11 protein-coding genes are annotated in these 13,200 nt (G+C 35.3%); 6 read left to right on the forward strand and 5 right to left on the reverse strand.

From position 1 onward, the window contains the following. The first annotated feature begins 316 nt into the window (after positions 1–316). The 6 genes from ACGLWY_RS15755 (at position 317) to ACGLWY_RS15780 (ending at position 6,914) form a co-directional block, all read left to right on the forward strand. On the forward strand, positions 317–2,470 hold the full coding sequence (locus ACGLWY_RS15755) for a TonB-dependent receptor domain-containing protein (RefSeq protein WP_396620628.1): 2,154 nt from the start codon (positions 317–319) through the stop codon (positions 2,468–2,470). Positions 2,471–2,689: 219 nt separating this feature from the next. Beyond that, positions 2,690–3,430: an energy transducer TonB gene (locus ACGLWY_RS15760; RefSeq protein ID WP_396620629.1), complete on the forward strand. Its 741-nt coding sequence runs from the start codon at positions 2,690–2,692 to the stop codon at positions 3,428–3,430. A gap of 186 nt (positions 3,431–3,616) precedes the next feature. Further along, on the forward strand, positions 3,617–4,240 hold the full coding sequence (locus tag ACGLWY_RS15765) for a hypothetical protein (RefSeq protein WP_396620630.1): 624 nt from the start codon (positions 3,617–3,619) through the stop codon (positions 4,238–4,240). Between the two features lie 23 nt (positions 4,241–4,263). Beyond that, positions 4,264–5,601 carry a 2TM domain-containing protein gene (locus ACGLWY_RS15770; RefSeq protein WP_396620631.1) on the forward strand — a complete coding sequence of 446 codons (1,338 nt, stop codon included), beginning with the start codon at positions 4,264–4,266 and terminating at the stop codon, positions 5,599–5,601. Further along, complete coding sequence (locus ACGLWY_RS15775) at positions 5,601–5,909, forward strand: 2TM domain-containing protein (protein ID WP_396620632.1); 309 nt, start codon at positions 5,601–5,603, stop codon at positions 5,907–5,909. The genes ACGLWY_RS15770 and ACGLWY_RS15775 overlap by 1 nt, the downstream gene beginning before the upstream one ends. Before the next feature lie 249 nt (positions 5,910–6,158). Then, positions 6,159–6,914 (forward strand): LytR/AlgR family response regulator transcription factor, encoded by a 756-nt coding sequence (locus ACGLWY_RS15780; protein ID WP_396620633.1) that lies wholly within the window; start codon positions 6,159–6,161, stop codon positions 6,912–6,914. A 129-nt stretch (positions 6,915–7,043) separates the two neighbouring features. Here ACGLWY_RS15780 and ACGLWY_RS15785 read toward each other — a convergent pair whose 3' ends face one another. The 5 genes from ACGLWY_RS15785 to ACGLWY_RS15805 form a co-directional block, all read right to left on the reverse strand. Then, on the reverse strand, positions 7,044–7,862 hold the full coding sequence (locus ACGLWY_RS15785) for a PhzF family phenazine biosynthesis protein (RefSeq protein ID WP_396620634.1): 819 nt from the start codon (positions 7,860–7,862) through the stop codon (positions 7,044–7,046). A 49-nt stretch (positions 7,863–7,911) separates the two neighbouring features. Continuing rightward, positions 7,912–8,841 carry a hypothetical protein gene (locus ACGLWY_RS15790; RefSeq protein WP_396620635.1) on the reverse strand — a complete coding sequence of 310 codons (930 nt, stop codon included), beginning with the start codon at positions 8,839–8,841 and terminating at the stop codon, positions 7,912–7,914. Between the two features lie 27 nt (positions 8,842–8,868). Next, positions 8,869–10,392 carry a GNAT family N-acetyltransferase gene (locus ACGLWY_RS15795; RefSeq protein ID WP_396620636.1) on the reverse strand — a complete coding sequence of 508 codons (1,524 nt, stop codon included), beginning with the start codon at positions 10,390–10,392 and terminating at the stop codon, positions 8,869–8,871. A gap of 170 nt (positions 10,393–10,562) precedes the next feature. Beyond that, positions 10,563–11,561 (reverse strand): UDP-3-O-(3-hydroxymyristoyl)glucosamine N-acyltransferase, encoded by a 999-nt coding sequence (gene lpxD, locus ACGLWY_RS15800; RefSeq protein WP_396620637.1) that lies wholly within the window; start codon positions 11,559–11,561, stop codon positions 10,563–10,565. A gap of 235 nt (positions 11,562–11,796) precedes the next feature. Beyond that, a complete protein-coding gene (locus ACGLWY_RS15805) occupies positions 11,797–12,969 on the reverse strand; it encodes an LETM1-related biofilm-associated protein (RefSeq protein WP_396620638.1) in 1,173 nt (390 codons plus the stop codon). Positions 12,970–13,200: the final 231 nt, after the last annotated feature.

Here is a 13,200-nt window from a genome sequence, read left to right on the forward strand (position 1 = left end):
TTTCAAAATCAAGAAAATTTCATTGCCAAAAATGAGATAAAAAAATTATGAAAAGTACTTTTTGTTGTTGTTTTTCTTCCTTAAAAAAAATTAAAAAACACATGATTTTGGACAGTAAAAAAGCAACCAAATCACAAAAATAAACGTCTCTATCTTTTCGCTTTAATCAAAAAAGTCAAGACGAGTTCGTTGAATGTTTTTTTACAAATATTCAATTCATCCTTGGATTTTTACAATTCGGTTAGTATTAGTTTTTCAATTGGTGGATAAGGTTCAATTTTGCTTCATCATCAAAAACGAACGAATCAATTTTATAATGAAACAACTAACCATCATTTTTTGTTTGGTCATTTCGAACTTCTCAACAGCACTAACTACCATTAACGGAAAAGTTACCGATGTAAAAGGTATGCCTATACCAGGGGCTAATGTTTATTTGCAAGGTACTTACGATGGTAGTACGACCGATGAAAACGGAAGCTTTTCGTTTGTAACCAGTGAAACAGGAACACAAACATTGGTGGTATCATATTTGTCCTTTGAGACTTTTACTATGGTAGGCGATGTAACTTATATGAAAAATTTGCATGTAAGACTTCGAGAAGATGTCAATACGTTGGATGCGGTAGTACTATCTGCGGGAACATTTTCGGCAGGCGATAACAGTAAAGTGAATGTTTTAAAACCATTGGATGTTGTTACAACAGCCAGTGCTTTGGGCGATTTTGTAGGTGCTTTGCAAACTTTACCAGGGACCACTACCGTTGCCGAAGATGGCAGATTGTTTGTACGCGGTGGTGATGCCGATGAAACCCGGATTTTTATTGACGGTATTCGTGTGTTTACACCTTACACGCCAACTACAAATAATGCACCGACACGTGGACGCTATTCGCCCTTTTTGTTTGATGGGATTACTTTTTCTACGGGAGGTTATTCGGCAGAGTTTGGTCAAGCACTATCGAGTGTCTTGCTATTAAATACCATTGACGAACCCGACCAAGAGAAAACCGATATAGGTATAATGAGTGTTGGTGGCGCAATTGGAAACACTCAAAAGTGGCGCGAAAGTTCGTTGAGTTTTAATGTGTCTTATATTAATTTAGCACCTTATAACGCTATTTTTCCTAATAGAAATAATTGGATTAAACCTTATGAAACTGTTTCGGGTGAAACCGTATTCAGAAAAAAAATGAATAAAGGTTTGTTTAAATTATACGGCGCTTTTGATACTACTGATTTTGAATTAACACAAGAAGATATTAACTATCCGGAAAGTGTTCATTTTAAATTGAACAATAAAAATATTTATTTGAACAGTTCTTATGAAGGGGAATTGAATGCTACTTGGTCGGTTTTTACAGGAATAAGTTATACCCATAGCAGCAACCGTTTAAATATTATTGAAAGTGCTGTTGAAGACAATGAAAACTCGATGCATGCCAAATTAAAATTCAACAACAGAATAAGCAACCGTTTTAAGCTATATTTTGGTGTAGAATACTACGTTACCAATTTTAAAGAAACCTACAACGACGCCTCTATAAATGATGCTAAATATGGGTACGATAGTAATATTGCCGCAGCTTTTGCAGAGGCCGATATCTTTATTTCTAAAAATTTAGCATTTAAAACCGGGGTGCGTGCCGAATATAGCCAATTGTTTGAAGAGGCTACCATCGCACCAAGGGCGTCTTTGGCCTATAAAACATCAGGTAAAAGTCAGTTGTCTTTAGCTTATGGGAATTTTTATCAAAACCCATCGAGCAACATTTTAATATACAACCAAGATTTAAAAGCACAAAATGCTTCGCACTTTATAGCGAACTATCAATACAATGGCGATAGAAAGCTTTTTAGGGCTGAAGCTTACTATAAAGACTATAGCGACTTGGTAAAGTATGACACGGACTTTGCCGACTTTAACAGCAATTACAGCAACAACGGGTCGGGATATGCAAAGGGTATCGATTTCTTTTGGCGAGATAGCAAAAGCATTAAAAATGTGGATTATTGGGTGAGTTATTCGCTGTTGGATACCGAACGGGATTATAAAAACTACCCAACACAAGCACAACCAAACTTTGTGAATACCCAGAATGTGTCGGTAGTTGGGAAATACTGGATTAATGATTGGCGCAGTCAAGTAGGGTTTAGTTATGCCTTTGCATCGGGCAGAACTTATACAAATCCAAATAAAATTGGTTTTTTAAACGAAAAAACAAAAGCATATAATAGTTTAAGCGTGAATTGGGCGTATTTAATAAGTCCGCAAAAAATACTATACGCTTCGGTAAACAATGTGCTGGGTTTTAAAAATATTAATGGTTACCAATATGCTAGTACGCCTGATATGAATGGGAATTTTAACCGTCGTTCATTACAACCCGCAGCCGACCAATTCTTTTTTGTGGGCTTCTTTTGGACCATTAGTGAGGATAAGGAGAGTAATCAGTTGGATAATTTGTAACATATCTTTTGGGAGTTGGGAGTGCGTAGCAACAAAAGTCATATTTAGTTAATTCGCTGAAAATTAAAGGTATGATCGGTTTTTGTTGACTGTGTCGACTGCTGATGAGTCGGTAGTTTTTTCTCACGAAATCAATTTTTTAAAAACGAATTAATATGATAAATATCATAGTAGGATGTTTTAGTTTCTAATAATTTTATGGTAACAAAAGAATTTGTCATGTTACCTTCAAAGAAGAACCCAGAATTAGAAATTGGTAGAAACAGTAGCTTGTATTTTGCTATTGGTTTAAACTTAATGTTGTTTTTTTCTTGGCAAGCTTTAGAGTATAAAACTTATGAGAAAAGTGAGGTCGAGATGGATGTTTTAACTATGGAAGCTGAGCGGGAAGAAGAAATACCCGTAATAAATATAAATACACCACCACCGCCACCGCCACCCATAGCATATAGCGAAAGTATTCAAATAGTTGATGATGTTGTTGAAATTGAAGAAACAGTTATGGAGAGTAGTGAAACGAACCAAAATGAAGCCATTTCAAATACTGATAAGGGTGTTGTTGGTGTTAGTGATGTTAAAGTGGCGTATGTTGAAGAAGATGTAGAGGTAGCGTTTGCTGTAATTGAAGATGTGCCTGTGTTTCCCGGTTGCGAAGGCTTATCAAAAAGTGAGACTAAAGATTGCTTTCAACGAAAAGTGCAAGAACATGTAATTAAGAATTTCAATTATCCGGAAACGGCGTTACAACTTGGTATTCAAGGACGTGTGTCGGTTGTATTTACCATCGATTCTAAAGGTGTTACCACTGGAATACGCTCAAGAGGTCCGGATAAAATTTTAGAAAGAGAGGCTGAGCGTATTATTGGGTTATTACCTAAAATGCAACCTGGCAAACAAAGAGGAAAACCTGTTAGAGTCGCTTACGCTGTGCCTATTTACTTTAAGTATCATGAACGATAGTATTTGAATTTAGTTAATAGTTATTTGTTGAAAAATCAAGAGATATTATATTTCTTGATTTTTTTTATGACTTATCAAGATGAGTTCAATACAATCCATCCTAAAAAAAATACAATTGAGTAAGTCGTTTTTTTAGAACCTCCAAAAGAGATGGATATTTGTTTCATAATTTAAAACAAAAACCAAATGAAACATTTAATCATCATCGCAACATTTTTAGTATCGGTAGTAACGAATGCTCAAACTAATTACGAACAGGGCATGCAAAAAGCCTTTGAACTTTGGGGCAGTAATAACCCAACCGAAGCCTCTAATTTATTTGAACGCATCGCAAAAGCAGAACCAGATAATTGGTTGCCTCTGTACTATGCGGCTCAAATTAATATTGTTAGAAGTTTTGGTGAAAAAAACGAAGAAAAACTATCGGATCAACTTAAAAAGGCACAAAATTTAATTAACGATGCTACGGCAATTTCAAAAGATAATCCTGAAATTTTAGTACTTCAAGCCTTATTGCATACCGCTTGGGTAGCTTTTGATGGTGCCACTTATGGTATGACCTTATCTGGTAAAGTTGTAGAGTTGTATACCAAAGCAGAAATGATAGCACCAGAAAACCCACGAGTTGTTTACTGTAAAGCCGAATGGCATATAGGTGGCGCTAAGTATTTTGGACAAGATACCAAACCATTCTGTAAGGATTTAGAACATGCATTAGAACTTTTTGTTAACTTTAAACCTGAAACACCATTTAGCCCAAATTGGGGAAAAGAACGCGCAGAAATGTTATGGCGATCTTGTAAAGAGTAACGTAGGTCGTTTAAAACAAAGTCATGAGAAAACTAAGAAAATCAATCATTTTAAGTTTTGCAATAGGTTGTGCTGTTTTTGGGGTAGGGAATGCCTTGTCTGGTGGCCTTAGTTTTAAAAGTGTTGACGAATTTTTAGTAAACTTTTCACTGTATCAACTATATAGTTTTGTTCTTGGGTTTGGTAACATGTACTTTTTCGATTATATGGAACGCCTCCAATGGAAAAAGAGTGATAAGATAAAACGTATCACAATAGGGATTGTAGGCTCTACGGTATTAACTTTAATGGGTTTGTTTCTTCTCAGGGCATTTACGGCGGTAGTGTTTAATGGTAGGTCGTTTCAAGATTTTATAACTAACGAAAAAATCCAGTATTACCAGTTTGGGTTATGGATAACCTTAACCATCGTTATTATTTTTCACTTTGTGTACTTTTATAATAAGTATCAACAAAGCAAAATAAAGGAACAAAAAGTCATTGCAGATACGGCAAGTGCGAAATTCGATGCGTTAAAAAATCAGTTAGATCCACATTTTCTTTTCAACAGTTTAAATGTATTGACTAGTTTAATTGAAGAGAACCCAGAAAACGCCCAAAAGTTTACCACCTCACTATCCAAAGTATATCGCTATGTTTTGGAACAAAAAAACAAAGAATTGGTATTGGTAGATGAAGAATTGGAATTCGCCAAAACCTATATGTTGCTATTAAAAATGCGTTTTGAAGACAGTATTATTTTCGATATCCCCGAAAAGGCGAACAATCCAGAAAGTAAAGTTGTGCCACTATCATTGCAACTGCTTTTGGAAAACGCCGTAAAACACAATACCGTAACATCAAGCAACCCATTACATATAAAAATTTATGAAGATGCAGATAGCTTGGTGGTCGAAAATAACTTACAACCCAAACAAATAGTAAAAAAGAGCAGTGGCGTGGGTTTAAACAACATTATGCAGCGTTACGATCTGCTAACTACAAAAAAAATAAACATTAATAAAGAAGCAAATAGGTTTGCGGTCGCCATACCAATGCTTACAAAACAAATTCATAACATGGAAACCAATCATAATTATAACGAACAAGACGCTTACTATAAAGCCAAAAAGCGCGTCAAAGAAATTAAGGGCTTTTATTCTAATTTACTGTCTTATTGTATAGTCATCCCGTTTTTAATATTTATAAACTACCGTACTTCATGGGAGTTTCAATGGTTTTGGTTTCCCATGTCGAGCTGGAGTATGGGCTTAATATTTCATGCCTTCGGAGTGTTCGGATACGGAAAATCATGGGAAGAGCGCAAAATTCAAGAAATACTGGAAAAAGAAGAATCATCAAACAATAAAACCTGGAAATAATGGATAATTATATAGAAAAAGACCGTTACCAGTGTGCTGTAAAACGCGTAAAACGTATAAAAAGCTTTTACACACATGCCGTGGTATATGTGGTAATCAATACGATGATAGTTGTTATCAACATTCAAAATTTAAACGCTGGCGAAAGCTATTTCCAATGGCATAATTTCACCACCTTATTCTTTTGGGGTATCGGTTTACTAGCTCATGGCCTATCGGTTTTTACGCCAAACTTCATCTTGGGAAAAGACTGGGAAGAGAAAAAAATAAAAGAACTCATGGAAAAAGACAAAAAACCTTGGAAGTAAAGTTAATTTTTAGCTTAACGGCTTTGCAACTTTGCTGCTTAGCGACTTTGCGGCTTTGCGAGAAAATAGTATTAGAGCGTTACCACACCCTTCGACTTCGCTCAGGACAGGCGGTCGGGCTTTCCACGCTACACGGTAGCTTGCTGCAATCCCTAACGCACAACGACCAACAACCAAAAACCATCAACCAAAAACCACCCCAAACCACAAACCTTGAACCCAAAACCTTGAACCCAGAACCATAAAGCAATGAACACCATCATCATAGAAGACGAAAAACCATCAGCAAGACGTTTGCAACGCATGCTTAGTGCTTTAGACATGGAAACCAAAACCATGTTGCATTCCGTAGAAGAAGCTATCCATTGGTTTCAAAACAACCCGCACCCCGATCTTATATTTCTGGATATTCAATTAAGTGACGGACTCTCGTTCGAAATCTTTGAAGCAGTAGAAATTAAATCCGCCGTTATTTTTACCACAGCTTATGATGCCTATGCGCTGCAAGCCTTCAAACTTAACAGTATTGACTATTTACTAAAACCCATCGACGACGACGATTTGGCAAAAGCCGTAAAAAAATACCAAGAACGCTTGCCCCAAAAACAAGCCGTTACTTTAGATTTTAACGACATCAAAAAACTCCTCATAAACCCCATAGACCGCGAATACAAAAAACGCTTTTCAGTAAAAGTGGGACAACATTTAAAACTGATTAATATTAAAGAGATAGAATGCTTTTACAGCGAAAATAAAGGCACGTATTTATACACTTCCGATGGCAGAAATTACCTTTTGGATACTACTTTGGAATTATTGGAAAACGAACTGGAGCCACAAACCTTTTTCCGCATCAACCGCAAATTCTTTGTAAATATTAATGCTATAAAAGATATGGTAAGCTATACCAATTCGCGCTTGCAAATAAAGTTAAACTCATATAACGACGGTGAGGTTATTGTTGCCCGCGAACGTGTTAAAGATTTTAGGGAATGGTTGGAGTAACGAATGGTATACAAATAGTAGCCGATTGCGGGCTTCAAACTTTTCTAATCATAACAATTTAGAAGCGGCTACAGCCCTTGTGTTTACAACTTGCTCGGCTATTTTTTTATACATTGTGTATGCCCGTTTTTATATCCTCAATTCTCCTTTTAAAACAATCTGAGCTTGACTTTTTATTATTAATTTATTATTGGCAATCAGTTCTACTTCCATAAATCCAGTTCTTTCAGAACATTGATAAGAATTCATTTTCCTTTTTTTCAAGCGTGTACTCCAATACTTTGTCAAGAAAGTATGTGTTCCTCCAGTTACTGGGTCTTCATTCGTTCCACTCCAAGGCCAAAAGTATCTTGATTCAAAGTCAAAGTCTTTTTTTTTCGAGATTGCCGTAATTAACACGCCGTTTATTTTATTATGTGAACGTTTTAGGTGTTCAAAATCCGGAGACAAATTATTTAATAATTCACTACTCTCGATTTCCAGAAGTAGGATATTTGTTTCCTTGTTAAATTCACTATTAATTATTTTTTCTATTCCTAGAGCATTCAGTAACTCTTTAGGCGCGACTTGAGGAACTGTATCATAGACAGGGAATTCCATTTCAATTTTTTCTCCATTTTTTCTAATCATTAAATTTAAATTCTGAATATTCTTAAAATGAATTGAGACTATTTCAGAATTAATTTCAAAAAGAACTTTAGACGCAGCTAATGTTGCGTGTCCACAAAGAGGAATTTCCATTTTTGGAGAAAAATATCTTATCGCATATTCATTCAGTTCACCATTTGGAATTATGAAAGCAGTTTCGGAAAGCCCCAATTCTTTTGCGATAGATTGCATTTGTGTACTCGATAATTCTTGATTTAAAACACAAACACCTGCTGGATTTCCTTTAAAGGGTTTGTCTGTAAAAGAGTCAACTATGTATGTTTCTATTCTCTTTGTCATTTTTAGATTGGTGTTAACTAGTTATTACAATTAATTGGTTTAACCCGTTCTATTCTATTTTTAATAAAATCATGTAAATTTTACTTAAGCCATTATCACTTTGCTCAATATGCTTTTTTAACTCAGATATTTTATTAAAAGTTTTTGGCTTCATGTTATTCCTTTTACTTGTGAAATATAATATTTGGTTTTTATCATCATAGAAGGGACAGTATTCCATATACCTGGTATTAATGGGCGCGCCTAGGTTTACTGCCTTTTTCCATGTTCCGGTAATATCTTTTTTTGATAGGTACAGATCGCCACTTCCTAAGCCGTCTTTCTCATTATACTTTGTGAATATTATAAAATCCTCTTTCTTTGAAATAAAAGCATTAAATTCATAACCACTACTGTTTATATTTTCGTCTAATAAAACAGGAGCTAAATAGTTGCCAGCTTCCCATTTGCAAAAATAAATGTCATCTTTCCCTAATCCATTGGGAGACACCATTGTAAAATACAAGTTGTTATTTTCACTAACAGAAGGATAAAATTCATCTAAGTTAGAGTTAACGGGTTTCCCTAAATTCTTGGGCTTAGACCAATCATTATCCGTACTATTTCTATCAACATACCAAATGTCAAAATCTTTTTTATTGGCATTAGAATCGTCTAGAGGCCTGTCGGAAACAAAAAAGAGTCGTTTTCCATCAACCGACAGAAAGGGTTCCAAATACATGTAGTTGTCACAAAAAGGAAGAAGTTCGGGCTCTAGCCATTTATTGTTTTCCTTTTTAATGTAAGCTATTTGGGAGATTTCCTGTCCAGGACTTTGTATAGTAAAAAAGGCTTCGTCGCCATTTTGTGAAATACAAAAATCCCGTACATTAAGAAATTGATTTAGTGCTCTATTAAATTGAGCAACATCAGCTTCATTTTGGGCTAGCAATAAATTTGGAATTAAAATCAATGCTATTATGAATTTAAATGGTATCATGAATTATGTTTTAGGAAAGAAATAAATCTATTTCTTACGCAACTCAAAAAGGTCTTTTCTTCTATCCCGTAAGTTTCTAACGCTACCAAATTGGTTCAGTTCGCGAAGCATATCAATATCCACATCGGCAATTAAAATCATTTCGGTATTGGTGGTTGCTTCGGCTTTGATACCGTTTGCAGGAAAAGCAAAATCGCAGGGCGTGAATACCATAGATTGTGCAAATTGAATATCCATATTATGCACTTTAGGTAAATTACCAACGCTACCAGCTATAGCCACATAGCATTCGTTTTCAATAGCACGGGCTTGAGCGCAATGGCGAACTCTGGAATAGCCATTTTGGGTATCGGTTAAAAACGGTATAAACAAAATGTCCATGCCTTCATCGGCTAAAATACGGCTTAACTCAGGAAATTCGGAGTCATAACAAATAAGAATGCCTATTTTACCACAGTCGGTATCGTAAGTTCTTAATTCACTACCGCCTTGCATGCCCCAAACTTTGGACTCATCTGGGGTTATGTGCAGTTTTTCATAACGTTCGGTACTTCCATCCCTTTTACACAGGTAGCCTACATTGTATAGCAAGTCACCTCGTAACTCGGGCATACTGCCTGTAATGATATTGATATTGTATGAAATAGCTAGTTCCGAAAATTTTTGAACAATAACGGGTGTGAATGCTGCTAACTCTCTAATGGCTTGGCTTTCGGGCATGTGGTTATGGTCGGCCATTAAAGGGGCATTAAAAAACTCTGGGAACAGCGCAAAATCAGACCGATATGCCGACACCGCATCAACAAAATATTCGGCTTGCTGCATGAGGTCTTCCATGCTTTTATACAAGCGCATTTGCCATTGTATTAAGCCAAGGCGCACTACCTTTTTCTTGGTTATAGCTTTAGTCGTTTTCTTTTCGTAATAAATATTGTCCCATTCCAAAAGTACAGCAAACTCGTTGGAAGCTTTGTCGCCTTCTAAATAGCCTTTTAGTATTTTTGAAGGGTGAAAATCGTTGGATATTTGAAAGTTTAGTACAGGGTCGTGAATTTCCTTTCTTCTTACCCTCTCTATATATTCTTTCGGGCTCATTTGTTCGGCGTACTTGTGGTAGTTGGGAATCCTACCCCCAAAAGCAATGCCTCGTAAGTTTAGTTTTTCGGTAAGTTCTTTACGGTAGTCATACAAGCGTCTGCCCAAGCGCAAACCGCGATATTCCGATTTTATAAACACATCAATGCCATATAGTACGTCGCCTTCACTATTATGGGTATCAAAGGTGAAGTTACCGGTTATTTGTTCGTATGTATGGTGATCATCAAATTTATCATAATCCAAAATAATAGATAGCGCACATCCAACAAGTTGATTGTTTACTTTGATGACCACTTGTCCTTCCGGAAATTTTTCAATTAAAGATTTTATGTGATATTTTCTCCAATACGACCCAGGCATATTGGCGTAAGCCTCAATCATGACTTCCTTTAGCTCTTGATAGTCTTCTAAAGTTAAATACTGTAATTCTATATTTTCAATATTTTGCATCATAATTATTTAAAAAGCTTTGTGGTTTATGGCGTATAAGTAACAACCATTGAATAATGTCGTGTTTTAAAATTAGGCAAAGTGACGCAACAGATTGATTTTAAACTACTATTTACAATATGTTTCCTTTTTACTTTACAACGTTTAAACTTTCAACTTACTTATGTATTAAATTATTGTTTTTTCATAAACTGCCTTAAAGCGACCCACTGTTTTAGCATGTCTCGGGCATCTTGAGCAGGATATCCTAAAACGGTTTTTCCAGCAGCAACATCCCCAACAACCCCAGAACCTGCGCCAACGGTAGCTCCAGAATGAATAGTGGTATGGTCTTTAATAGAAGCACTACCGCCAATGATAACACCATCGCCCAAGGTCACGGAACCTGCAAGTCCACTATGGCCTGCCATAATGCAAGAGCGTCCCATAATACTGTTGTGGGCTATTTGCACTAAATTATCAATTTTACAGCCATCGCCAATAATGGTGGAGCTAAACTTGGCGCGATCTACACATGAATTGGCGCCAATTTCCACATAATGCCCAATGATAACATTACCTATTTGAGGTATTTTAACGAGGCCTCGTCCATCCTCACTAGGTCTGTATCCAAAACCATCGGCACCAATACTTACATTGGTATGGAAAATACAATGGCTACCAATAATACAGCGCTCGCGAATAACGGTTCCAGACCAAACAACCGTATGGTCTCCTATAATGGTTTCATCAAACACGCACACATTAGGATATAAAACAACGCCATTGCCTAATTCTACATCTTTACCAACATAACAGTTTGCACCAATTTTACAACCCTCCCCAATTTTTGCCGAGTCGTGTATGACCGCTGTAGGGTGGATATCCACAGCGAATTCTGGTGGTGAAGGGTTGAAGAGCTCTAATATTTTAGCCATGGCTAAATCGGCATTTTTCACTTTTATTAAGGCTCTATTATCCCCTGGTTCTAATTTTAAATTATCGTTTATTACAGCAGCACAAGCTTTAGAGTCTGCCCAATATTTTATATATTTTGTACTTCCTATAAAGGAGATATGATTGCTTTTTGCGTTTTGTAATTGTTCCGGACCTTCAATGGTTTGTGTGGTGTTTCCAATTAACTCGCCGTTTAAAAAGCTGTTAATTTCCTCAATGGAGTACGATTTCTTCAAAGTTTAAGTTGGATTTTTAGGTTAATACGAAGTATTGGTAAATTTAATGAAAAAATTGAGATAATGAAGTGGTTTAAACTTTTTCTAATTGGCTAAAAAATCGCCCTATTTTGCCCACTCTACATCTTTTTTTCTTTCCGTAGAGATACTATGCAACTCAAAAAAGGCTTCGATTGGACAAAAAATGACTGATTTTCGCTTCAATCGAAAAAGTTTAAACCACTTCTATAAATTATTATTCCTCAATTCTGTTTTCATCAAAGGCAGAAGGTAACAGTTTGGGGATGAATTTAACAACCAAAGGCAATAAAAGTGCACCACCAGGCAACAAAAAGATGGCAAGACTAGGGATGGATTTAAAAATGTCTAATAGTTGTTCCTGTACTTTTTTCTGCTCAAGAGGGGTTAAATCGCGTTGGGTAGATTGTGTAAGTAGCACCATAAGTTCTTTGCTGTCTTTTAATTCTTGATACAGGCGTTTACTATTTCTTGTAATTAATTTTTTTACCATTTTACTGGAGTTGTTGTAGAAACTCTGTGCCATATTATTGGAACTTAACAAGGCAATTTGGTCTCTATGTACATGGTAAAAGGTATTTACCGTTTTCATGGATTGCTTTATGTGTTGCGTATCAACCTGTAAATCGGTACTTAATTGAAGTAAAAACAGTTGTTCTTTCTGGTCAATGGTTTTGTCGCTCCAAGTAGCCATACACTCCAAATCTAAGATATAATATTTTTCAAGATTGGTTTTTATGTTTTTTATGGCTTCAGGATATGTTATAGGTGTGTTGTTATGATAGCGTAAAGACGATTCGAACAATTTAATTAAACTGTTGTCATATTTATTTTTTGATGCTTTTGATTTTAAAGCCCCTAAAGAAATGGCTTCAATAGAAGACTCTAGGTTTTTAATATATTCAATAGATATGGATTCACTTTTTAAAAACGTTTCATACGCTAATATATCAACATATATAAGTGCATTAATAATAAAGTAATTAAAGTTTTTGGTAATGAAGTTATCATCAATCTGAATACGCTTATGTATTATTTTTTCTAATTGCTCATTAGATTTTTTTTCACCAAGAAACCCTAAAAAGAACGAGGTTTTAAGTTCGTTTATCTCCGTGTAAAAATTAATGACACTTTCTATAAAAGGTATTTCAGAACCAGAATTTTTGTGGGTATAAATTAAAGCTAAGCACAAATTGGTTTTAGAAAGTTCTTCGTCTGTGAGATCTTTTTTTGAAATAACGTTGCAAACAACATCAAAATTACTTCCATAAATAAAACCACAATCTCTTAAAGCGTAATAAAAGGTTTCACTTTCAACATTCAAAAAAGAATTGTTTTTAGCTACTTCTTTAAGCAATTTTTTTATCCAGCCTTTAGCTGATGGATTCATAGCTCAATGATTTATTGATGCAAAAGTAATGCTTTAAGCATATTATTAGCAAATATTTTCGTTAACAAAATTTTAACAGAATAGATCTTTAAGTTTTCCGTGGCTATGTGTATGGGTTAAATAAATAGCATATAACAATAAATTAACCGTACCTTTGCCGCTTAATAAAAAAAGAGGTGATGTTTAGTTCATAGATTGTCATCTTAAAATGTCCAATTTAGGGCTACTAAA

Origin of the sequence: Mariniflexile sp. HMF6888 (genome assembly GCF_044335535.1) — a bacterium.
In the GTDB taxonomy this organism is placed as follows: domain Bacteria; phylum Bacteroidota; class Bacteroidia; order Flavobacteriales; family Flavobacteriaceae; genus Mariniflexile.